Genomic DNA, 22,328 nt, shown 5'->3' on the forward strand with positions numbered 1-22,328 from the left:
CGGAGCGCTTGATAGGCCTCATGGAACTGATGCCGGTCCTTTCGCTGGGTGCAGGTGCGCTGGTCGTGCTCGCGCTGATGGCGTTCGCCTTTGCGGGCCCCAATGCCGAGCGCGCCCGCACGCGCCGGATGGCGGCCCTGCGCGCACGCCATAGCGATGCCGCCAACGTGCTGGTGGATGCGCAAATGCGCCGCATCGCAACCGCACGGAACAACCGCATGGATGCAGCGGCGATGCGCTTCATCCCGCGCCCCGCGCTCCTCAAACAGCGCCTGGCGATGACGGGCAAGACCTGGACCGTTGGGCAATATGGCATCGCGACCTTGGGCATTGTCCTGGGCGTCGCGTTGGTGCTGATCGTTTTGCGCCTGCCGATCCTGCTCGCGTTGCTGCTCGGTCTGGTGGTCGGTGCCGGACTGCCGCATATGGTGGTCGGCTTTTTCATCAAGCGGCGGATCACCAAATTCACCGCTAAGTTTCCCGACGCCATCGAGCTGCTGGTGCGCGGTCTGCGCTCGGGCCTGCCGATTACGGAGACGATCGCAGTCGTCGCGCAGGAGGTCGATGGCCCGGTCGGCGTCGAGTTCAAGAACATCACCGACAAGATGAAAATCGGGCGGACGATGGACGCAGCGCTTCAGGATACGGCTGACCGGCTGGGCACGCCCGAATTCCAGTTCTTCTGCATCACCATCGCGATCCAGCGCGAGACCGGCGGCAATCTGGCCGAAACGCTGTCCAACCTGGCGACCGTGCTGCGTATGCGCGGCCAGATGAAGCTCAAGATCAAGGCGATGTCGTCCGAATCCAAGGCCTCCGCTTACATCGTCGGCTCGCTGCCCTTCATCGTGTTCGGCCTGATCTGGATGATCAACGCCAGCTACATGCAGAACTTCTTCGTCGACCAACGCCTGATGGTGGCAGGCGGCGGCGGGCTGATCTGGATGGGGATCGGCGCGTTCATCATGAGCCGCATGGTCAATTTCGAGATCTGATGCGATGAACCCCACCGCCCCCGCTGGTCCCGTCATCCTTGGCGTCGACGTCTATACCGTCGCCACGCTGTTGGCCGGCGTTGCTGCGTTCATGGTGCTGCTGGCGATCTATGCGGTCACCACGTCGCGCGACCCGATGACCAAGCGCGTCAAGGCGCTCAACGACCGTCGCGAACAGTTGAAGGCGGGCATTACCGCCTCGACCAAGCGCCGCGCCAAGCTCGTCACCAAGAATGAGACGACCGACCGCATCAAGGCGCTGCTCTCCTCGCTGAAAGTGCTGCAGGACAGCCAGGTCAAGGCGGCGCAAATCAAGCTGATGCAAGCCGGCATCCGCTCCAAGGAATATGCGGTGGCGGTGATTTTCGGCCGCCTCGTCCTGCCGCTGACCTGGGGCGTGTTTGGCCTGTACGTGGTCTACGGCACCGAGATGTTCGCGAATTGGACGCCGATCAAAGCCTATGGCCTGGTCGCCGCCAACTTCATCCTGTCGTACAAAGCGCCCGACCTTTATCTGAACAACAAGATCAGCAAGCGGTCGCTGGCAATCCAGAAGGGCTTGCCCGACGCGCTCGATCTGCTGGTGATCTGTGCCGAAGCGGGACTGACCGTCGACGCCGCGTTCAACCGCGTCGCCCGCGAACTGGGCAAAGCCTATCCCGAGCTGGGCGATGAATTCACCCTCACCGCAATCGAGCTGGGCTTCCTCGCGGAACGCCGTCAGGCCTTCGAAAACCTGGCGCAGCGCGTGAAGCTCGATGCCGTAAAGGGCGTCGTCACGACGATGGTGCAGACCGAAAAGTACGGCACGCCGCTTGCCTCGGCGCTCCGCGTGCTCTCCGCCGAGTTCCGCAACGAACGCATGATGCGCGCCGAAGAGAAGGCCGCGCGCCTGCCCGCGATCATGACGATCCCGCTGATCCTGTTCATCCTGCCGACGTTGTTCGTGGTGATTCTGGGCCCCGCCGCCTGCTCGATCTCGGACGCGTTCAAGCACTAAGGCCCGCCGGTCAGCACGCTTGCCCCCAGCCGTGGTTAACGGCAGGATCGTTGCGGAAACGAATCTCGGGCGGGGGATGCAAAGGTCATGCTGTTCACGACACCGGAACAGTTCATCGTACTTGCGGCTGTGCTCCTCGGCGGGTGGTTGCTGGGGTATGTCAGCGCGCCGAGCCCCAAAAAGTGGAAGCGCCGGGTGCGGGAGCAATCGGAAAGCTTCACCGCTTATCATGAGCAGGCGCAGGACCAGTTGCGGGCATCGCATAGCCGCGCCGCGAACCTGACCGCCGATCTCGAAGCGCTACGCGCCGACCATGCCGAGGCGGAACGGACGATCGTCGGGCTCCGCAGTGCCGCTGCGGCGGCCACACCGCCCGCCGCCGCTCCGGTGATCGCTGTCCCGCTGCCCGTGACACCGCCCGCTGCGGCACCGCTCCCCTCACCCGAACCAGTCACCGCGCCCGCCGTGCCGGAGGAACCGGCAGCGGTAAGCGACCACGCCGACACGCCGCCGGTGGCAGCGCCCCCCGCCAACGTTACGGAAGCCCCCGCCGCGATCGCCGTCGAGCCGCCACCGGTTCATCAGCCAGAGCTGGAGGTCGAGCCGACCGAAATCGCCACGGCAGCCCCGGACCCCGCCTCTACCGACCGTTTCGTCCCCACCCCGCGCGACGCGCTGACGAGAATCCGCGGCATTGATGACGCGCTACAAGCGCGCTTGTCCGATCTGGGAATCGTCCGCTTCGAGGATCTGGAAAAGCTGTCCGCGCAGGACGAAATGGCGCTGGAGCAACGGCTCTCCTTGCCCGTTGGCTATGTCGCGCGCGAACAATGGCGGCCGCAGGCGGCCTTGCTGCGCGCGGGGCAAAATGCCGATCACGCGGCGCATTTCGCCGCAACAGCGCCAGCGTCGCTTTAACGCAGCTCGCACACCGTCGCGCGGCGCGCGGCATCGAGTCTGGGGAAGGCGGCGCGGTCGGCGACCAGAATCCGGATCAACGCGATCCCGCGGTCCCCGGCGACATCGACGCGTTGATAGCCTGTCGGCACCGAACGCCCAGGATGGGTGATGGCAACCGCAAACGGCTTCCCCCCCGCCTGCCCACCATTGCGCACGAACACCGCATTGGTGCGCGAATCGAAGATTGACAGCGACCAATAGGGTGCCGCCACCGGCACTGCATGGATCAGCAAAGACCCTCGCGAGATGTCATAGGGACAGGCCGAATAGGCGAGATCGGGGCTGGGCCGCACGATCTGGCGGCTTGTCGCGGTGGCGAGCGGGCTGTGCGCGAAGCGGTTGAAGCCGCCCGCCGCGACACGCCGGATCGCCGCCGCCATCAGCAGATCGGGCGCATAGGCGATCGCGCCATAGCCGGTGAGCGCCGCGACGAGTGCCCCGGCGACAAGGGGGCCGGTCCAGCGCGCCATCAGCACGCCTCCCGCGTGATCCTGGGCAGGATGTCGGCCCCTGGATTCCCCCGGCCCCCGTCGCTCGGCAAATAGGTGCGCAGGGTCAGTTCGACGCGCGCAATCCCGCCGCTGGGCAACCATTTCGCGGTTTCCGTCGGCGGCGGCGCGGTCGGGGCGAGCAGGATCGTCCAGCCCGCTTTGCCGCCATCGGGAAACGTCGCCCCCGCCACCGAATACCGCCCGGCGGCATTGGGGACGAGATAGCCGTCCGGGTCGTACGCCGTCAGGCTCCACCACGCCGCCGGCAGCGCCGCACCGGTGATGCGGTAGCGGCAGCGCCCCTCCAGCGGCGCGCCCGCGCTGTCGCGCGCGGCGGTGTAATAGCGCGCCTCCTGCGCGGGCAAAGCAAGCAGGCCCTTCACCGCGACCACCGCGCGAGTATAGGGGTCGGCGGCGACCGAACCGAAGGTCTGCCCGGTCACCCATGGCCCGATCACCACATTGTTGCCGAGCGCCGCGCTGCGCAGGGCGTAGACCGCACCGCCGAGCCCGAGCGCGACCCCGGCCACCGTGCCGATCAGATAGCGCGCCCAAGCCCTCATGCGATGCCCCTCACCTCATGCCGCTGGCTTTGCTGCGAGCGCGGCCTGTGCCGCTGCCAGTCGTGCGATCGGCACACGATAAGGCGAGGCGCTGACATAATCGAGCCCCACCGTCTCGCAGAAGGCGATCGACGCCGGATCGCCACCATGTTCGCCGCAAATGCCGAGCTTGATGTCGGGCCGCGTCGCGCGACCGCGCTCCGCCGCCATGCGGATCAACTGCCCGACGCCCTCGACATCAAGGCTGACGAACGGATCGCGCGCATAGATGCCGCGCTCGACATAGGTGGTGAGGAACCGCGCGGCGTCATCGCGGCTGACGCCCAAGGTGGTCTGCGTCAGGTCGTTGGTGCCGAACGAGAAGAACTCGCCCACTTCGGCAATCTCGCCCGCCATCAGGCAGGCGCGCGGCAGTTCGATCATCGTGCCGACATGATAAGTGATCGTCGTGCCGGTATCGGCGAACACCGCTTGCGCCGCCTTGTCGACCACCGTCTTCATCAGTTCCAGCTCGCGGCGCGTGCCGACCAGCGGGATCATCACTTCGGGGATCGGCGCCGCGCCCGATTTCTGCGCGACCAGCACCGCCGCCTCGAAAATGGCGCGCGCCTGCATCTCGTAGATTTCGGGATAGGTGACGCCGAGGCGGCACCCGCGATGCCCCAGCATCGGGTTGAATTCGTGCAGGTCCGCCGCGCGCCGCTTGAGCACGTCGACTGCGACGCCTGCCGCCGCCGCGACATCGGCGAATTCGCTTTCCTCATGTGGCAGGAATTCGTGCAGCGGCGGATCGAGCAGGCGGATCGTCACCGGCAGGCCCGCCATCACCTCGAACAATTGCACGAAGTCGCTGCGCTGTTCGGGCAGCAATTTGTCGAGCGCGGCGCGGCGACCCGCTTCATCCTCGGCCAGAATCATCTGGCGGACATTGGTGATGCGCTCGGCATCGAAGAACATATGTTCGGTGCGGCACAGGCCGATGCCCTCGGCGCCGAAATCACGCGCGACCTTGGCGTCGAGCGGAGTCTCGGCATTGGCGCGCACGCGCAGGCGGCGCACGCCATCGGCCCACACCATCAGCGTCGCGAAATCGCCGGACAGTTCGGGCTGCACCGTCGGTACTTCGCCCGCCATCACTTCGCCGGTGGTGCCGTCGATGGTGATGATGTCGCCGGCGTTGACGGTACGCGCCTCGGCCCCGAGACCAACGCGCATCACGCCTGCCTTGGCATCGATCGCAATGCCGCCTGCGCCCGACACGCACGGACGGCCCATGCCGCGCGCTACCACCGCAGCGTGGCTGGTCATGCCGCCGCGCGCGGTGAGGATGCCCTTGGCGGCGTGCATGCCGTGAATGTCTTCCGGGCTGGTTTCGGTGCGGATCAGGATCACCGCCTCGCCCGCTGCCGCGCGCTTCTCGGCGGTGTCGCTGTCGAACACGGCAAAGCCCGAGGCCGCGCCGGGCGAGGCCGGCAAGCCCTTAGTCAACACGTCGCGCGCCGCCTTGGGATCGAGCGTCGGGTGCAGCAATTGATCGAGCGCCGCCGGATCGACGCGGGCGACGGCTTCCTCGCGGGTGATCAGGCCTTCTTCGGCCATGTCGACCGCGATCTTCAAAGCGGCCTTGGCGGTGCGCTTGCCGCTCCGCGTCTGCAGCATCCACAGCTTGCCCTGCTGCACGGTGAATTCGATGTCCTGCATGTCGCGGTAATGCGTTTCGAGCAGGTCGAACACCTTGGCCAGTTCGGCGAACACCACCGGCATCGCCTCTTCCATCGACAGCGGCTTGGCCCCTGCCGCTGCGCGTGCGGCGGTGGTGAGATATTGCGGGGTGCGGATGCCGGCGACGACGTCCTCGCCCTGCGCATTGATCAGGAATTCGCCATAATAGGCCTTGGTGCCGATCGCCGGATCGCGCGTGAACGCCACGCCCGTCGCCGAGGTGTCGCCCATATTGCCGAACACCATCGCCTGCACGTTGACGGCGGTGCCCCAGCTTGCCGGAATGTCGTTGAGGCGGCGATAGACCTTGGCGCGTTCCGACTGCCACGATCCGAACACCGCGCCGACCGCGCCCCACAATTGGTCATGCACGTCCTGCGGGAAGGGCTTGCCCCACAATTGCTCGACCAGGCCCTTATATTCGGCGACAAGGCCGCGCAGGTCATCGGCGGTGAGATCGGTGTCGAGGAAATAGCCGCGATCTTCCTTGGCGATTTCCAGCGCTTCCTCGAACGCATCATGATCGAGTTCGAGCACCACGTCCGAATACATCTGGATGAAGCGGCGATAGCTGTCCCACGCGAAGCGCGCATCGCCGCTGGTGGCGGCGAGGCCTTCGACCGTCTGGTCGTTGAGGCCGAGATTGAGCACCGTGTCCATCATGCCGGGCATCGACGCGCGCGCGCCGGAGCGGACCGAGACGAGCAGCGGGTCGGCCGGGTTGCCGAAGCGCTTGCCGGTCACGCCTTCGATATGGGCGATGCCAGTCGCGACTTCGTCGCGCAGGCTCTGCGGGAATTGGCCGCCTTCATCATAATAGACCGCGCAAAATTCGGTCGAGATGGTGAAGCCGGGCGGCACCGGCAGGCCGATCGCAGCCATCTCGGCAAGGTTCGCGCCTTTGCCGCCCAGGAGATTGCGGTCTCCCTTGCCCCCGTCCGAAACGCCGCCGCCGAACCGATACACGTATTGCGTCATGGGTCTTCCCTCTAAGTACCTGTATTCGCTGGGGAGGCGTTTGGAAGGTGAGGCTAAAATTAGGGCAAAGTGCGCGTCCGTTCAGCCCTCGATCTTGGAGAAGTCTGCGACATTGTGCACCGCAGCACGGACCCGATCAAGCAAAGCGAGCCGGGCGGCGCGCTTTTCCTGCACGGGATCATTGACGATCACGCCTTCGAAAAACGCATCGATCGGCGCGCGCAGCGTAGCGAGCGCTGCCATCGCCGCTTCGAAATCCTCGCGCGCGACGGCGGCGGCGGCGGCAGGCTCGGCCGAATCGAGCGCCAGCGCGAGCGCAGCCTCTGCCGGTTCGGGCGTGTAGGACAGCGCAATCTTCTCCCTCTCCCCTTCAGGGGAGAGGGTCGGGGAGAGGGGCGGTACTGAAATATCAAGCGAACCGCCTGTTGCAGCGTCCCCCTCTCCCCGACCCTCTCCCCGGAGGGGAGAGGGAGAAACGCCCTCTTTCTTCAAAATATTCGCCGCGCGCTTATAGCCCGCGAGCAAATTCACCCCATCCTCGGTCCCGATAAACGCCTGCAACGCATGAACGCGCGCGAGCAAGCGGACGAGATCATCCTCCCCCCCGAGCGCGAACACCGCGTCGATCAAATCGTGGCGGACACCGGCTTCGCGTTGCTGGACTTTGAGGCGGTCGGCGAAGAAGTCGATCACCGAGGCAGGTGCTTTACTAAACCCCGTCACGAGCTCTTGAAGCAATTCGCGGGCATCGACGACAAGCACCCTGCCATTTCTCATTAGCCAGCTTGCATCACCCTCGCGAACACTTCCAATCTCAGACTCGTTAACATACTTGAAGAAAAAATCCTCATTTTCCATGCGAGAAAGGACGTTCTCCAACGTCACTTTCAAAAGCTGGGCGCAAAAATCAAAAATCGATGTGAGCTCAACCCTTAGATCGTTCGTGATTATAATTTGGATCACGCCTAACGCGGCCCGCCGCAGAGCGAAGGGATCTTTGCTTCCGGTAGGCGGCATATTGAATGCGAAAAAGGCAAACAACGTATCCAGCTTATCCGCCAGCGACACCGCCACCGTCACCGGATCGGTCGGCACGGCATCGCCCTGCCCGACCGGCTTGTAATGATCGCGGATCGCGGCGGCGACGCGGGGGTCTTCGCCTTGGGCGGCGGCGTAATAGCCGCCCATCAGGCCCTGCAATTCGGGAAACTCGCCGACCATGCCGGTGACGAGATCGGCCTTGCAGAGGAGGGCTGCGCGATAGGCGAGCGCGGCCAAAGTCTCCCTCTCCCCTTCAGGGGAGAGGGTGGCCGAGCGCAGCGAGGTCGGGAGAGGGGCAGGATCGGAAGACGGCGCTTGTGACTCCCCCTCTCCCCGACCCTCTCCCCGCGAGCGGGGAGAGGGAGAAGAAACAATGCCCTCTTCCACCAACCACCGCGCCAGCTTCGCAACGCGCGCGACCTTGTCCGCGACGGTGCCCAATTTCTCGTGGAACACGATCCGGTCGAGCTTCGCCGCTTGCTCTTCCAGCGGCACCTTCAAATCGGTTTCGTAGAAGAATTTCGCGTCGGACAGGCGCGCCGCCAGCACCTTGCGGTTGCCCTCGACGATCTTCGCGCCGCCATCGGCCGCATCGATATTGGCGGTGCAGACGAAGGCATTCGCCAGATTCCCCTCCCGCTTGCGGGAGGGGTTAGGGGAGGGCAAGCCTTCAGCCGATGGGGATACAGCCAGTTCGGCCCCTCCCCCAGCCCCTCCCGCAAGCGGGAGGGGAGCACGGCACACGAAATACTTCTGGTTCACGCGCGCGGTGAGCTGGATCACTTCGGGGGGCACGCTGAGGAACGCTTCGTCGAAGCGGCCGAGCAGCGGCACTGGCCATTCGGTGAGACCGGCATTTTCGGTCAACAGGCCCTCGTCCTGCACCAGCTCGAGCCCCGCCTTGCGTGCCGCCATCGTCGCGCCGAGCGCGATGATCTGGCGGCGTTCGGCCTGGTCGACGATGACATGGCAGGCGCGCAGTTTCTCGACATAATCGTCGGCCGAGCCGATCGTGATGATGCCGGGATGGTGGAAGCGATGGCCGACGGTAGCCGCGCCTGCCTGCACGCCGACAATCTCGACCGGCACCACCGTATCGCCGAACAACGCAACGATGCCTTGCAGCGGGCGCACCCAGCGCAGCGATTCCATCGTGGTCGAACTGGCACCCCAGCGCATCGCCTTGGGCCAAGGGAAGGCGCGGATGATCGCCGGGATCGCCTCGGCCAGCACCGCCGTGGTCGCACGGCCCGGCTTATCGACCACCGCGAACAGCACGCCATCGCGCTCGACCAGTTGCTCGCGCGTGAGGCCGGTCTTGCGCAGGAACCCTTCAAGCGCTTGCGGCGGGGCGGAGGCCTTGGGGCCCTTGGTCTCTTCCGAGACCGTCGCTGTTTCGACCGGCAAGCCGCGCGCGATCAGCGTCAGGCGGCGCGGGGTGGCGTAGGTGACGATCTCGCTGGCGGTAAGGCCGCTCTTGGCGATCTCAGCGGTGAACAGCTTGGCGAGATCCTCGCGCGCACGATCCTGCATCCGCGCAGGAATTTCCTCGGAGCGCAGCTCAAGCAAAAAGTCGGTCATGCGCGTACCAGCCGATCACAAGCGCAACCGCTTTGTGCCTTTGTGTCTTTGTGCGAGAAAAAGTCTTTGATCGCACAAAGGCGCGAAGACACGAAGAGAGCCATCTCTGCGTCCTCTGCGCCTCTGCGCGCAAAAAGAAGATTGGTTCGCGCGGAGGCGCGGAGGACGCGGAGGAGAAGAAGGGCAGTTTTGCCTGCGGCGCTGCTCATGCGGCCCACCCCGGGAAGCGCGCTTCCCATTTGGCGGTGTTGTGCGCGATCCACGCGCCGCACGCGCCCTTCGCCAGATCGCGGACGCGGCCCATATAGGCCTGGCGCTCCGCCACCGAGATGACGCCGCGCGCCTGCAACAGGTTGAAGATGTGGCTGGCCTTGATCGCCTGCTCATAGGCCGGGATCGGAAGCTGCTTGCCGAGGCAATTCTCGCATTCGGCGACATGCTTCTTGAACTGGTCGAACAGGCTGTCGGTATCGGCCACTTCGAAATTCCAGGTCGACATCTCGACCTCATTCTCATGGAACACGTCGCCATAGCTGACGCCAGCGTCGTTAAACGCCAGATCGTACACGCTGTCCTTGTTCTGGATGTACATAGCGAGGCGTTCGAGCCCGTAGGTCAGCTCGCCCGCAACCGGCTTCATGTCGTATCCGCCCATTTGCTGGAAATAGGTGAACTGCGTCACTTCCATCCCGTCGCACCACACTTCCCAGCCCAGCCCCCAGGCACCGAGCGTCGGGCTCTCCCAATCATCCTCGACGAAGCGGATGTCATGGACCAGCGGATCGATGCCGATCGCGGCGAGGCTGCCGAGGTACAGCGCCTGCAAATCGGGCGGGCTCGGCTTCAGGATCACCTGATATTGGTAATAATGCTGCAGCCGGTTGGGGTTCTCGCCATAGCGACCATCGGTCGGGCGGCGGCACGGCTGGACGAAGGCGGCGTTCCACGTCTCGGGGCCGAGCGCGCGGAGCGTCGTCGCCGGGTGAAAGGTCCCCGCCCCCATCTCCATGTCATAAGGCTGCAGGATCAGGCAGCCGTGCTGGCTCCAATACTCATGGAGCGTGAGGATCATGCGTTGGAAGCTGAGCGGTTGGGTCACGCCGCGGGCTTTGGCGCAGCGCGGCGGGAAATTCAACCAAGCGTTGCGACGCGCAAACGCCATGCCACGCTCACATGACTTTTTGTCAGGTGTTGTTGACAATCACTGTGCGCCATGCCTATAAAGTAAGGGTCACCTGACTTTTAGTAAGGGGATAATGACCATGCAAAGGGCATTTGCGAAGGATATCATGAAGAATCGCCTGAAAGTGCTGCGCGCCGAACGCGACTGGAGCCAGGCGGAGCTTGCCGGGCGGCTCGATGTGTCGCGCCAGGCGGTCAACGCCATCGAAACGGGCAAATATGATCCCTCGCTCCCCCTCGCATTCCGCATCGGGCGACTGTTCAACATGGCAATCGAGGAGATTTTCGATGATGGGGAAAACAATGTCGGCTGAACCGGAAACGCCATCGGGCGAGGCCCGGCTCAAGGCGTACCACCGCCGTTATACCGGGATTATCGTCCGGCTCATGATCGCCGGCGGGCTGATTGGTGGCGTCGTCGGCGCGGTGACCGCGGCGGGGGAAGGCACCACCTTGGCGCAGGCTGCGGCGATCATCGGCGTGGCGCTGTTCGTGATTGCGGCGGGGCTTGGCTCCTATCACTATTTTCGCGCCGTCGATGAGCTGGAGCTGGAGGCGAACAAATGGGCCGGGCTGGCGGGCATCAACGCCTATCTCCTGCTGTATGTCGGCTGGCGGTTTCTGGCTTGGTCCGGGGTCACGGCCAACGCCAATGGCGACGTGATCTTCGGGATCACGATGCTGGTGGCGTGTGCGGCATTTCTCTATCGCCGGTTTCGCTAAGGCGCTTGCACAAGGATATTGATGATGAAAATGCGCTATCTGCTGAGCACCGTCGCGCTGTTGCTGTCACCACCGCTGGCCGCCCAGACGACGCCCCCCGCTGCCGCCACCATCCCCGCCGACCCGGCTTTATGGGTGGTGAAGGACAAGGACACGACGATCTATCTGTTCGGCACGATCCATGCCTTGAAGCCGCAGCTCAGTTGGTTCGATTCGGCGGTGCGCAAGGCGTTCGATGCGAGCGGGCAATTGGTGCTCGAAATTCCGCTGCCGACCCAGGAACAAGCCAAAGCGGTGATCGTGCCGCTGGCGATGGACGCGACCGGCAAACCGCTGACCCAGAAACTGAGCGCGGAGGACCGCAAGGTCTATGCCGCAGCCATGGCCAAGCTCGGCATTCCTGAAACCGCCTTCGACACGTTCGAGCCGTGGTTCGCCGGGGTCACGCTGGCGCAGATCGAGTTGCAAAAGGCCGGGTTCAACGCGGCGGAGGGCGTGGAAGTCGCGCTGAATGCTGCGGCCACGGCATCGGGCAAGCCGGTCTCGGGGCTCGAGACGCTGGAGCAGCAGCTCGGCTATTTCCACACTCTGCCGCAAGCCGACCAGATCGCCTTCCTCATCTCGAGCGCGAAGGAAATCGACAAATTCGATGCGACGATCAACGCCATGCTCGATCGCTGGAAAGCGGGCGATGCCGAGGGCCTGAGCGCGCTGATGAACGAGGATTTGAGCAGCCAGCCCAATCTCTACAAAGTGCTGCTGGCGGATCGCAACGCGCGCTGGGCCGACTGGATCGACAACCGGCTGAAGACGCCGGGCACCGTGTTCATCGCGGTCGGCGCGGGGCATTTGGCGGGCAAGGACAGCGTGCAGGCCTATCTCGCCAAGCATCATCTGGTCGCCGAGCGAGTCCGCTATTGAGGCGGCGATGGCTTGGTCTCGGGCTGGCGCTGGGGCTGTGCGCCTGTGCGCGAGCGCCCGAGACCAAGGCGCATCCGGCGCTATGGCGGGTGGCGGATGGGGATACCACGATCTGGCTGTTCGGGACGATCCACGCGCTGCCGCCCGGCGTCGACTGGCAAACCCCCGCCGTCGCGCGCGCGGTCGATGCGGCGGATACGCTGATCCTGGAAGTGCCGCCCGCCGACCCCGCAGCGGCGCGCGCGGAGTTCGTGGCGCTGGCCGAGCAGCCGGGCTTGCCGCCTATCGCGGCGCGGGTTCCCGTGGCCGACCGTGCGACGCTGGCGCGCGGCATGGCGGTGGCGGGGCAATCGGCAGCGGATCTCGACCGACTTAAGACCTGGGCGGCGGCGCTGACGATCACGGCGGGTGCCGGCCATGCCGAGCAAGCCAGCGCGGCGGAGGGGGTCGAGCCGGTGCTCACCCGGCGCTTCACCGGCAAGGCGATCGGCGCGCTGGAGACGCGCGACGGGCAATTGCGGCTGTTCGATCGTCTGCCCGTCGCGGCGCAGCGCGTGCTGCTAGTACAGGCGGCGATCGATGCGCAGGACGCTGCGCGCGGCTATGCGCATTTGTTCAAGGCGTGGTCGGCGGGCGATGACGCCGCGCTCGCCACGACAGTCGCCCCGCTGCGGCGCGATCCGGCGATCGGCAAGGCGCTGCTCGCCGACCGCAATGCGCGCTGGGCCAGCGTGATCGTGCGGCGGATGGCGCGGCCGGGGCGTGTGTTCGTGGCGGTCGGTGCCGGGCATCTGGTCGGGCCGGGATCGGTGGTGGACTTGCTGCGCAAGCGCGGGCTGAAGGTCGAGCGGGTAGAATAAGAGACACCGCAGCGCCGCAGGCAACGCCTTCTCCTTCTCTTCGTGCCTTTGTGGCTTCGTGCGATCAAAAGACTTTTTCTCGCACAAAGGCGCAAAGGCACGAAGTGGTCGCGCGTGTGATCGAGTACCCCTACCCACCGCAGCCTTTTTTATCGCTTGCGCGATGGCAGCGGCTTCCGCCGGACGTGGGACAGCGCATATTGCGCTTTGCCCCGCCTTTCCCTATAGCGCCGCGCTTCGGTCAGGGTCATCCCTGGAGGCCTGGCCGAAAGACCACACACACGCATATCGGAGTAATGCAATGAGCGACCAATTGGAGCTCGCAGCCGAGACGCGCGAACAGGTTGGCAAGGGAGCCTCCCGTTTGCTTCGTCGCGAAGGCCGCGTCCCCGCCGTAATCTACGGCAACAAGCAAGATCCCCAGTCGATCCACGTCGAGGAAAAGGCGCTGATGCGCCTCCTGATGACGGGTCACTTCATGAATTCGGTCGTGATGATCGAAGTCGATGGCCAGCAGGTTCGCACCCTGCCGAAGGACGTGTCGTTCGACGCCGTCACCGAGCGTCCGGTCCATGCCGACTTCCTGCGCATCGGCGCGCACACCACCGTCCACGTCAGCGTCCCCGTCGTGTTCACCGATGAGGAAGAAGCCCCCGGCATCAAGACCGGCAAGGGCGTGCTCAACATCATCCAGCACGAGCTGGAACTGGTGTGCGACGCAGCCGAGATCCCCGACGACATCACCATCTCGCTGGCTGGCCGCGAGATCGGCGATTCGATCCACATCTCGAACGTGACGCTGCCCAAGGGCGTGACCCCGGCGATCACCGACCGCGACTTCACCATCGCGACGATCGTCCCGCCGACGGTGCCGACCGCGACCGAAGAGGCAGAAGACGCCGCTGCGGCTGACACGGCGGCGTAATTGGAGGACAAAGCCCTCTCCCCTCCGGGGAGAGGGTTGGGAGAGGGGCTGAACCGGGCGCAAGCGCGGAGGACAGCCCCTCTCCCCTACCCTCTCCCCGGAGGGGAGAGGGAGTCTTGAATGCAAATCTGGGTCGGCCTGGGTAACCCCGGCGCGCAATATGCGCTCAACCGCCACAATGTCGGCTTCATGGCGGTGGATATCATCGCCGAGCTGCACGATTTCGGCCCCGTCAAAAAGGCGTTTCAGGGCTGGACGCAGGAGGGCCGGATCGGCTCCGAGAAGATCCTGCTGCTCAAACCCGCGACCTTTATGAACGAGAGCGGTCGCAGCGTCGGCGAAGCGATGCGCTTCTACAAGCTCGATACTGGCGACGTCACTGTCTTCCATGACGAGCTCGACCTCGATCCGTTTCGCGTCAAGGTGAAGACCGGCGGCGGCACCGCCGGGCATAACGGCCTGCGCTCGACCGAGGCGCATATCGGCAACGCCTTTCGCCGCGTGCGCATCGGCATCGGCCACCCCGGCCACAAAGACAAAGTCAGCCCCTATGTGCTCGGCAATTACGCCAAGGCCGAGATGGAGCCGCTGGCCGATCTGCTCGGCGCGATCGGGGCCGAGGCACCGTGGCTGGCCAAGGGCGATGATGGCCGTTTCATGAGCGATGTCGCGCTGCGACTGGGAGAGACGAAATGACCGTGCGCACGCTGTTCGCGACGCCGTTCTACGAAGGCAAGTTGAAGAACGCCGCTCTGGTCGCCGATCTCGACCGCTCGTGCCAGGCGCTGGCCGAGGATGACCGCGCCGGGCGCGCCTGGTCCAAGGCGCATGGCTATCGCGGTTACACCTCCTATGCCTCGCTCAACGATTTGCCGATGCGCGACCCGGCCTTTGCCGATCTGGTCAAGCTGCTCAACAAGCATGTCGCCAAGTTCGCCGAAGACTGCGCGTTCGACCTGAACGACCGCAAATTGAAACTCGACAGCCTGTGGGTGAACGTCCTCAAGCCCGGCGGGATGCATTCGGGCCATGTCCACCCGCACAGCGTGATTTCGGGCACGGTCTATATCGTCGTGCCGGAGGGCGCGGGTGCGCTCAAGCTGGAAGACCCGCGCCTGCCGATGATGATGGCGGCCCCAACGCGGCGCGACGATGCGCCCGAAATGCTGAAACCCTTCGTCTATGTCGAGCCGCAGGCGGGCAGCGTGTTCCTGTGGGAAAGCTGGCTGCGCCACGAAGTCGCGCCCGGCACCGCCAAGAGCGAGCGGGTGAGCGTCAGCTTCAACTATCGCTGGTAGGCCCTCCCTTCCGTCCAATGCCGCGCCGTCTCTGGCATTCCGGCGCCGGAAGCCGTATCGGCGGCGCATCACACATATCGTGCTTCAAGGATCATCATGGGTTTTCGCTGTGGAATCGTCGGGCTGCCCAATGTCGGCAAGTCCACCCTGTTCAATGCGCTGACGCAGACCGCGGCGGCGCAGGCGGCGAACTATCCGTTCTGCACGATCGAGCCGAACGTCGGCAACGTCGCGGTGCCCGACCCCCGGCTCGACAAACTCGCCGCGGTCGCGGGATCGCAGAAGATCATCGAGACGCAATTGGGCTTTGTCGACATTGCCGGGCTGGTGCGCGGCGCGTCCAAGGGCGAAGGCCTCGGCAACCAGTTCCTCGGCAATATCCGCGAAGTCGACGCGATCGTGCATGTGCTGCGCTGCTTCGAGGATGACGACGTCACCCATGTCGAAGGCAAGGTCGATCCGATCGCCGATGCCGAGACGGTCGAGACCGAATTGATGCTGTCCGACCTCGAAAGCCTCGAAAAGCGCGTCCCCAATTTGCTGAAGAAGGCGACGCAGGGCGACAAAGACGCCAAGGTCGCCGCTTCGGTGCTGGGCCAGGCGCTCGAGCTGCTGCGCGAAGGCAAGCCCGCGCGGCTGACCGTCCCCAAGGATGAGGACGAAGCCCGCGCCTTCAAGCAGGCGCAATTGCTGACCGCCAAGCCGGTGCTCTATGTCTGCAATGTCGAGGAAACGAGCGCTGCTAACGGCAATGCGCAGTCGGCGCGCGTGTTCGAGAAAGCCAAGGCCGAGGGGGCAGAAGCCGTCGTCGTCTCCGCCGCGATCGAGGCCGAGATCGCCACGATGGAGCCCGAAGAGCGCGGAGACTTCCTCGCCGAACTCGGGCTGACCGAAACCGGCCTGTCGCGCGTGATCGTCGCGGGGTACCGGCTGCTCAAGCTGCTGACCTTCTTCACCGTCGGCCCCAAGGAAGCGCGCGCCTGGACCGTCCATGCCGGGGCCAAGGCCCCGCAGGCCGCGGGCGAGATCCACACCGATTTCGAGCGCGGCTTCATCCGCGCCGAGACGATCGCCTATGACGATTATGTCACGCTCGGCGGCGAAACCGGTGCGCGCGATGCCGGCAAGCTGCGCCAGGAGGGCAAAGAATATGTCGTCCATGACGGCGACGTGCTGAATTTCCGCTTCAACGTGTGATCTTGTCGGCGGGCGACGCGCGGCCTAGGCTGGTCGCGATGTTCGCCCGCCTGATCCTTGCGCTGCTGCTGGCAACCTTTGCCATCCCGGCGATGGCGCATGGGCAGTCGTGCCATGAGATGCCCATGGCCGCGCCGATGGCGCAGGGCATGCACCACATGCCGCGCCAGGACGATCCCGCAACCGTGCCGCATATCTGCATTGGCTGCATTCCTCCGGCCAGCCTTGCCGCGCGCGGGGTGGATGCGCCGGGCGTGACGGTGGCCGTGCCGCGTCGCATCGTCGCGATGGCGTTTGATCCGGCCACGGCCACACCACCGATCGTCCCTCCGCCGCGCTGGACTGCGTGATCCCGCGGGCCATCGCGCCCGCCCGCATGCTTTCCCCGTTGAGGATTTTCCGATGACCCGATCGATGTTGATCGCGGGCTGCGCGCTGTCTGCGCTGCTGCCCGCGCCTGCCTTTGCGCAGATGATGCCCGGCATGAAGATGGACATGCCAATGCCCGCCGAGCCCAAGCCCAAGGCGAAACCCAAGCCGGTGGTGAAACACGCGCACCCGGCGGTGCATCCGCCTGCCGCACAACCTTCCCCGCCATCTCCCCCGCTGCCTTCCCCGGCGCAGGCCGGGGCCCAGGTGCGGCCGGTGGAGGCGGAAGCGCCGCCCCCGCCTATGACCACCTCCGCACCTGGGCCCCGGCCTTCGCCGGAGAAGGAGAAAGAAGACGCCACCCCCGCGATGCCCGACATGCCCGGCATGGCGATGGGCCCAGCCGACCATGCCTATGGCGACGGGTCCGGCACCTCGCGCAATCCCGGCAATGACGGCGCGATGAAGGGTCTGCATCTCGCGACGGGCGACTGGATGGTAATGCTCCACGGCTATGCGACCAGCGTCTATACCAACCAGGGGGGCCCGCGCGACGATCAGGAGGCGTTCGTCGAATCGATGGCGATGCTCACCGGCACGCGCGATTTCGGGGGTGTGCGGCTGCAACTACGGTCGATGATGAGCCTGGAGCCCGCGATGGGGGCGAAGGGCTATCCCAATTTGTTCGCCACCGGCGAGACCGCCAACGGCACCACGCAATTGACCGATCGCCAGCACCCGCACGATCTGTTCATGGAACTGGCGGCGCGGCTCGACGTCGACACCGCGCACGGCAGCCTGTTCCTCTATGGCGGCCCCGTGGCCGAGCCGGCGCTCGGGCCATCGGCCTTCATGCACCGCGCCTCCGCGCAATATCAGCCGCTCAGCCCGATCACGCACCATTGGTTCGACAGCACGCATATCAGCTACGGCGTGGTGACGGCGGGCTATGGCACGGCGCGCTGGCAAATCGAGGCATCAGCCTTTCGCGGCCGCGAGCCCGACCAATATCGCTGGAATATCGAGCAGCCGGGCCTCGATTCGTGGAGCGTGCGCGCGACCTGGACGCCCTCCCCTGCCTGGGCGGTGCAAGTCAGCCATGGCTGGCTGAAGAGCCCCGAACAGCTTGAAGCCTTTCGCAACGAAGCGCGCACCACCGCGAGCGTGCAATATGCCGCGCACGGCGTCTCCGCGCTGCTCGCTTTCTCCAACAAGCACAAATTGCCCGGGCGCGTGCTGACGGCATGGCTGGCCGAGGCCAATTGGGACATTGACCGCCACCACACGCTGTTCGCCCGCGCGGAGAATGTGGCGAATGACGAGCTGTTCCCGAACCCGCTCGATCCGCTGCACGACCGCAAGGTGCGGGTGAGCAAGCTGGAGAGCGGCTATGCCTATCGCCTGCGCTTTGTGGGGCCGTTCGAGTTGGCGCTGGGCGGCGCGGTCGGCATCTATGACAAGCCCGCCCTTCTGGATGCGGCTTATGGGCGCTTCCCGCTGAGCTTCAGCCTGTTCGCCAAGGTCTCGCTCGGGCATTGATACGAAGACGGCACCGGAGAGCCCTGCTCCCCGGTGCCGCCCTTGCGCCTGTGCTGCAGGCAATCGGGTCAGTCGACCGCCTTGCTCTGGTCACGGCGGTCGGCGCTGGCGATCACCTGGACGCAACCTTCAGCGGCGGGTGCGGGAGCCAATTGCGTCTTACCCGAGAGATGGATCGGGGCGGTGCGCTGCTCGCAGCCGCGCTTGATCGCGTGATAGGTCACCGCGGGGATTTTGCCCACGGGCGCCCAGCGCATTTCATGCGTATCGGACAGCGATTGTGCGCTCAGCGGCGCGGCAACGATGGCGAACGAAAGTGCGGCATATTTCAACAAAGACATGGCGGGCTCCTCCTATGATCCGGCTATTGCGGACCGATATGGCGGAGCGACCTTGCGCGCCCCTCTCTCTATTGTGACAAAACATGTCCCGTTGCCGTCGCCGGGAACGCTGCGACCGTCGATAATGGAATAGCGGCCTTCGATTACGGAGCGTATGCCGGCATTCATGTTCAAAATCGGATCGCAAATCGATGGCGTGTGGTCGGAGCATTCACACCCGCCAGTGTTCAAGATTGAGGCCCGCGCCGGTGCCGCAGGAAAAGTTACGGCGACCGCGCCAGGAAGCGACTCATTGGTATTTCGTAAGCTGTCCGAGTGCTTAGAGCCGCCAGTCTTTGTGCTTTACGTTCTGCACACACCGCGAGGAGAAGCGGATCCAGGCCGATATCAAAGTCCAGGACTGACGCGCGGCGAATTGACTGGGTTTCTGGAGGAATTCGACAATTTTCTCTGCAGGGACGCTCGCTTCGACCTGTGGGTTCATTCCCCCTCCGACCAAGCGACCATCGTCTGGGATCGGCACAATCTTATTCACGCATATGGTCGGACCGATTGTGTCGTTCAGGCCTTGCGCTCGATCGGCTTTCATGAGGGCGAACCGATGATCCCCAGTTCGCACGAACATCATTACCATCAAGCGCTGGATGCCGATGCAAGCGCGGTCATCTCGCATTTCGCCTGGGTCCGATCAGCCTTGCAACCTGCTGATGTCCAGTAGGCCGAGTGTGTGCTCCCCACTGTCATAGCCGTGCCGCATTTCCGCCGCACAGGGACGCACATGCGCTGGACAACCCGGATCTTCGCCGCCGCCTTGTGCGCCGCCCTGCAGGCATGCGTCACGGCCCCCATCTCAGGCCCCAAGCCAGCAGCCATTGCTCAGACGGAAACGCGTGCTCCCGTCACCATTCTCATCTCGATCGACGGCTTTCGCCCCGATTACCGCACGCGCGGGGTGACGCCCACTCTCGATGCGCTGGCCGCCAGTGGCATCAGCGCGGCGATGCGGCCGTCCTTCCCGTCCAAGACCTTCCCCAACCATTGGACGCTCGTCACCGGCCTGCGCCCCGACCGCAACGGCATCGTGTCCAATTCCATGGAAGACGCGGGTCGGCCAGGCGTGACCTTCACGATGGAAAATTCCAGGGATCCGTTCTGGTGGAACGAAGCCGAACCTGTGTGGGTCACCGCCGAGCGCAGCGGCGTGCGCAGTGCGACGATGTTCTGGCCGGGCTCGAACGTCGCCTGGGGCGGCGCGATGAAGGGCGGGCACGGCGAGCCGACCAGTGGCGTACGGCCTGAAGATTGGTGGCCGTTCGATATGGCGGTGCCTGGCGAACAGCGCGTCGCAGGCGTGCTCGACTGGCTCCGTCGCCCGGCGGCGATGCGCCCGCGCTTCCTCACGCTCTATTTCGATGCGGTCGACAGCGCCGGGCACACCTATGGCCCAGATGCCGCCGAAACGACGGCGGCGGTCGCGAAGGTCGATGCCCAGATCGGCGCGCTGGTTGCGGGGCTGAAGGCGCTTGGCCAACCGGCCAACCTCGTTATCGTTGCGGACCACGGCATGGCCGGGACCGGCGCAAGCCGCACCATCGCGATGGATAGCGTCGCCAACTCAGCCGACTATCGCCAGTTCGAGGCCGGACCCTTTGCGAGCTTCTACCCGGTGCCCGGCCATGAAGCCGCGCTGGAAAAGGCGTTGCTCGGCCATCATGCGCATTATGATTGCTGGCGCAAAAGCGAGATCCCGGCGCGGCTGCACTACGGCACCAACCCGCGCATCCCGCCGTATTTCTGCCTCGCCGAGACCGGCTGGCTGCTCAACAAGACCGCGTCGACCAAGGATATCCCCGATGGCGGTGCGCATGGTTATGACAATGCCGCCCCCGAAATGGCGGCGCTGTTCGTGGCGAGCGGCCCGGCGATCACGGCGCTCGGGCCGCTGCCCGCGTTCGACAATGTCGATGTCGCCCCGCTGGTGCGCGATCTGCTCGGCCTTCCAGCGGGAACGGGCCTCGACGGCGATGACGCGCCGTTTCGGGCTGCGGTGAAAGGTCCGGCCCGAAACTAGGGGTTGCCTTCATCGCTGGCGCGCGAGACACTGGCGGCATGCAATATTTCGAAGACATAGTGGTCGGCACCAAGGCGTCGTTCGGCCGGTACGCGGTTACGCGGGACGAGGTGACGGCCTTTGCCAAGGCCTATGACCCGCAACCCTTTCATTTGTCCGACCAGGCTGCCGCCGAGACCCATTTCGGTCGGCTGTCGGCGAGTGGGTGGCACACCTGCGCGATGACCATGGCGATGGTCGTCGAAAATTTCAAAGCCAATGATCAGGCCAGCCTCGGGTCGCCCGGCATCGACGAATTGCGCTGGCTGAAACCGGTCTATCCCGGTGACACGCTGCGCTGCGAGACCGAGATCGTCGACAAGCGCGCCTCGCAAAGCCGCCCGGAAATGGGCAGCTTTCGCAGCAAGATGACCGTGTTCAACCAACATGACGTGGCGGTGATGACCTTCACTTCGATCGGGCTGATCCGCACGCGGCCGATTGCATAGCGCTTATCTGGCCGGTGACCGCGCGTCAGCGATGGCCGCGACCGCCACGTCCGCCGCCATGTCCGCCGCCGCCGGGGCGGCCGGGCACACCATAATCACGCCACATCGGGCGGATTTCGCGGTGGTCATTATGCCAGCGCTGATTGCGACCCTGCCAATAGCCGCGTTGTTCGGCACTCCAGCGGTGCCGCACGTTCTGGCGATCGTAGACGTAATAGCCTGACCCCGGATAATAATAGTCGCCGTTCCAGCCCCAATAAGGATCGGCGCTATATCCGCCATAATAGGGGTCCCACGCGCTCGCCCCATAACCGACCGACACGCCCGAATAGCCATAATCATCGGCACAGGCGGACAGCCCGCCGACCGCGACGAGTGCGGCGGCAGCAAGCGAAAGTTTGATGACGGACATAGGATTGGCCTCTGGTGCCGCTGTCCCCCGGCGGAGTGCGGGGCGCGGGCGTTACCCGATCAACCCGACCGCTCGCTATTGGTTCCTTGGACGAGGTCTAGTGGCCGGGAAAGCCCATCAGCGAATCCACCGCAAGGCCATCGGCGCGCAACGCGTCGGCTCCGCCCAGATCCGGCAGGTCGACCAGGAACTGGGCTTGCTCCACCAGGCCCCCCGCCTTGCGCAGCAGCCGCACCGCCGCGCGCGCGGTGCCACCCGTCGCGATCAAGTCATCGACCAGCAGCACGCGCTGCCCCGGCACCAGCGCATCCTCATGCACCGCGATGCGATCGGTGCCATATTCGAGTGCGTAATCCTCGGCGATGGTCGCGCCGGGCAGCTTGCCGTCCTTGCGGATCAGCAGCACGCCCGCATTGAGCGGAGCGGCAAGGGCCGCCGCAAAGATGAAACCGCGCGCTTCGATGCCGGCCACCAGATCGACCGGCCCGCGCGTGGCTGCCGCCATCCGCGCGATCGCGCTGGCGAAACCCTGCGCATCAAGCAGCAAAGTGGTGATGTCGCGAAACTGGATGCCGGGCTTGGGGAAATCCGGGATGGTGCGGATCAGCGCCTTCAGATCGTCATTCTCGGCCATAAAATCCTCGTCGCCCCCGCGCAGGCCGGGGCCGGTC

General features: G+C 65.1%; 24 protein-coding genes. 16 read left to right on the plus strand and 8 right to left on the minus strand.

Annotated features, from left to right (window positions below; all coding sequences use genetic code 11):
• Window positions 1–20: 20 nt before the first annotated feature.
• From H4W01_RS12575 to H4W01_RS12585, 3 genes are all read left to right on the plus strand, one after another.
• Window positions 21–995, plus strand: a complete 975-nt coding sequence (locus tag H4W01_RS12575) for a type II secretion system F family protein (protein WP_010403788.1) — start codon at window positions 21–23, stop codon at window positions 993–995.
• A gap of 4 nt (window positions 996–999) precedes the next feature.
• Complete coding sequence (locus tag H4W01_RS12580; RefSeq protein ID WP_209611339.1) at window positions 1,000–1,995, plus strand: type II secretion system F family protein; 996 nt, start codon at window positions 1,000–1,002, stop codon at window positions 1,993–1,995.
• A gap of 87 nt (window positions 1,996–2,082) precedes the next feature.
• On the plus strand, window positions 2,083–2,913 hold the full coding sequence (locus tag H4W01_RS12585; RefSeq protein ID WP_209611341.1) for a hypothetical protein: 831 nt from the start codon (window positions 2,083–2,085) through the stop codon (window positions 2,911–2,913).
• Here H4W01_RS12585 and H4W01_RS12590 read toward each other — a convergent pair.
• From H4W01_RS12590 to H4W01_RS12610, 5 genes are all read right to left on the minus strand, one after another.
• Entirely contained in the window at window positions 2,910–3,425 is a 516-nt protein-coding gene (locus tag H4W01_RS12590; RefSeq protein ID WP_209611343.1) for a DUF1254 domain-containing protein, read from the minus strand. The genes H4W01_RS12585 and H4W01_RS12590 overlap by 4 nt on opposite strands.
• On the minus strand, window positions 3,425–4,009 hold the full coding sequence (locus tag H4W01_RS12595) for a DUF1214 domain-containing protein (protein ID WP_209611346.1): 585 nt from the start codon (window positions 4,007–4,009) through the stop codon (window positions 3,425–3,427). The genes H4W01_RS12590 and H4W01_RS12595 overlap by 1 nt, the downstream gene beginning before the upstream one ends.
• A 15-nt stretch (window positions 4,010–4,024) precedes the next feature.
• Window positions 4,025–6,709 carry a pyruvate, phosphate dikinase gene (ppdK, locus tag H4W01_RS12600; RefSeq protein WP_209611349.1) on the minus strand — a complete coding sequence of 895 codons (2,685 nt, stop codon included), beginning with the start codon at window positions 6,707–6,709 and terminating at the stop codon, window positions 4,025–4,027.
• A gap of 81 nt (window positions 6,710–6,790) precedes the next feature.
• The gene (gene glyS / locus H4W01_RS12605) at window positions 6,791–9,331 is read right to left on the minus strand and encodes a glycine--tRNA ligase subunit beta (RefSeq protein ID WP_209611351.1); all 2,541 of its coding nucleotides are present in this window, start codon (window positions 9,329–9,331) and stop codon (window positions 6,791–6,793) included.
• Between the two features lie 205 nt (window positions 9,332–9,536).
• On the minus strand, window positions 9,537–10,403 hold the full coding sequence (locus H4W01_RS12610; protein WP_040601902.1) for a glycine--tRNA ligase subunit alpha: 867 nt from the start codon (window positions 10,401–10,403) through the stop codon (window positions 9,537–9,539).
• A 217-nt stretch (window positions 10,404–10,620) separates the two neighbouring features.
• Here H4W01_RS12610 and H4W01_RS12615 point away from each other — a divergent pair, with 217 nt between their 5' ends.
• From H4W01_RS12615 to H4W01_RS12660, 10 genes are all read left to right on the plus strand, one after another.
• A complete protein-coding gene (locus H4W01_RS12615) occupies window positions 10,621–10,827 on the plus strand; it encodes a helix-turn-helix transcriptional regulator (RefSeq protein WP_040601584.1) in 207 nt (68 codons plus the stop codon).
• Window positions 10,802–11,236 carry a hypothetical protein gene (locus H4W01_RS12620; protein WP_154651280.1) on the plus strand — a complete coding sequence of 145 codons (435 nt, stop codon included), beginning with the start codon at window positions 10,802–10,804 and terminating at the stop codon, window positions 11,234–11,236. The genes H4W01_RS12615 and H4W01_RS12620 overlap by 26 nt, the downstream gene beginning before the upstream one ends.
• 21 nt (window positions 11,237–11,257) lie before the next feature.
• Window positions 11,258–12,157 carry a TraB/GumN family protein gene (locus tag H4W01_RS12625; RefSeq protein ID WP_435804168.1) on the plus strand — a complete coding sequence of 300 codons (900 nt, stop codon included), beginning with the start codon at window positions 11,258–11,260 and terminating at the stop codon, window positions 12,155–12,157.
• Window positions 12,154–13,017: a TraB/GumN family protein gene (locus tag H4W01_RS12630; RefSeq protein ID WP_209611355.1), complete on the plus strand. Its 864-nt coding sequence runs from the start codon at window positions 12,154–12,156 to the stop codon at window positions 13,015–13,017. Before H4W01_RS12625 ends, H4W01_RS12630 begins: the two co-directional genes overlap by 4 nt.
• A gap of 301 nt (window positions 13,018–13,318) precedes the next feature.
• The gene (locus H4W01_RS12635; RefSeq protein ID WP_209611357.1) at window positions 13,319–13,942 is read left to right on the plus strand and encodes a 50S ribosomal protein L25/general stress protein Ctc; all 624 of its coding nucleotides are present in this window, start codon (window positions 13,319–13,321) and stop codon (window positions 13,940–13,942) included.
• A gap of 120 nt (window positions 13,943–14,062) precedes the next feature.
• Window positions 14,063–14,638: an aminoacyl-tRNA hydrolase gene (gene pth / locus H4W01_RS12640; protein ID WP_209611359.1), complete on the plus strand. Its 576-nt coding sequence runs from the start codon at window positions 14,063–14,065 to the stop codon at window positions 14,636–14,638.
• The gene (locus H4W01_RS12645) at window positions 14,635–15,240 is read left to right on the plus strand and encodes a TIGR02466 family protein (protein ID WP_010403813.1); all 606 of its coding nucleotides are present in this window, start codon (window positions 14,635–14,637) and stop codon (window positions 15,238–15,240) included. Before pth ends, H4W01_RS12645 begins: the two co-directional genes overlap by 4 nt.
• Before the next feature lie 96 nt (window positions 15,241–15,336).
• The gene (gene ychF / locus H4W01_RS12650; protein WP_209611361.1) at window positions 15,337–16,437 is read left to right on the plus strand and encodes a redox-regulated ATPase YchF; all 1,101 of its coding nucleotides are present in this window, start codon (window positions 15,337–15,339) and stop codon (window positions 16,435–16,437) included.
• A 38-nt stretch (window positions 16,438–16,475) separates the two neighbouring features.
• Window positions 16,476–16,787, plus strand: coding sequence for a hypothetical protein (locus H4W01_RS12655; RefSeq protein ID WP_209611362.1), 312 nt, complete (start codon window positions 16,476–16,478; stop codon window positions 16,785–16,787).
• 52 nt (window positions 16,788–16,839) lie between these two features.
• Window positions 16,840–18,345, plus strand: coding sequence for a hypothetical protein (locus H4W01_RS12660; protein WP_209611363.1), 1,506 nt, complete (start codon window positions 16,840–16,842; stop codon window positions 18,343–18,345).
• A gap of 68 nt (window positions 18,346–18,413) precedes the next feature.
• Here the strand turns inward: H4W01_RS12660 and H4W01_RS12665 are convergent, their stop codons facing one another.
• Window positions 18,414–18,686 carry a hypothetical protein gene (locus H4W01_RS12665; protein WP_010403819.1) on the minus strand — a complete coding sequence of 91 codons (273 nt, stop codon included), beginning with the start codon at window positions 18,684–18,686 and terminating at the stop codon, window positions 18,414–18,416.
• A gap of 166 nt (window positions 18,687–18,852) precedes the next feature.
• Between H4W01_RS12665 and H4W01_RS12670 the strand changes: the two genes are divergently transcribed.
• Genes H4W01_RS12670 through H4W01_RS12680 form a run of 3 tightly spaced genes read left to right on the plus strand, consistent with a single transcriptional unit; the run spans window position 18,853 to window position 21,245 of the window.
• On the plus strand, window positions 18,853–19,404 hold the full coding sequence (locus tag H4W01_RS12670) for a hypothetical protein (protein WP_029622457.1): 552 nt from the start codon (window positions 18,853–18,855) through the stop codon (window positions 19,402–19,404).
• A gap of 60 nt (window positions 19,405–19,464) precedes the next feature.
• Window positions 19,465–20,757, plus strand: a complete 1,293-nt coding sequence (locus H4W01_RS12675; protein WP_209611364.1) for an alkaline phosphatase family protein — start codon at window positions 19,465–19,467, stop codon at window positions 20,755–20,757.
• Window positions 20,758–20,795: 38 nt separating this feature from the next.
• Window positions 20,796–21,245: a MaoC family dehydratase gene (locus H4W01_RS12680; RefSeq protein WP_209611366.1), complete on the plus strand. Its 450-nt coding sequence runs from the start codon at window positions 20,796–20,798 to the stop codon at window positions 21,243–21,245.
• A gap of 25 nt (window positions 21,246–21,270) precedes the next feature.
• On the opposite strand, the gene H4W01_RS12685 is transcribed toward H4W01_RS12680, so the two are convergent.
• Both H4W01_RS12685 and H4W01_RS12690 read right to left on the minus strand, forming a co-directional pair.
• Window positions 21,271–21,657: a hypothetical protein gene (locus H4W01_RS12685; protein ID WP_209611368.1), complete on the minus strand. Its 387-nt coding sequence runs from the start codon at window positions 21,655–21,657 to the stop codon at window positions 21,271–21,273.
• 97 nt (window positions 21,658–21,754) lie between these two features.
• The gene (locus tag H4W01_RS12690; RefSeq protein WP_209613354.1) at window positions 21,755–22,291 is read right to left on the minus strand and encodes an adenine phosphoribosyltransferase; all 537 of its coding nucleotides are present in this window, start codon (window positions 22,289–22,291) and stop codon (window positions 21,755–21,757) included.
• Window positions 22,292–22,328: the final 37 nt, after the last annotated feature.

This window comes from Sphingomonas sp. PL20 (genome assembly GCF_017875905.1).
In the GTDB taxonomy this organism is placed as follows: domain Bacteria; phylum Pseudomonadota; class Alphaproteobacteria; order Sphingomonadales; family Sphingomonadaceae; genus Sphingomonas; species Sphingomonas echinoides.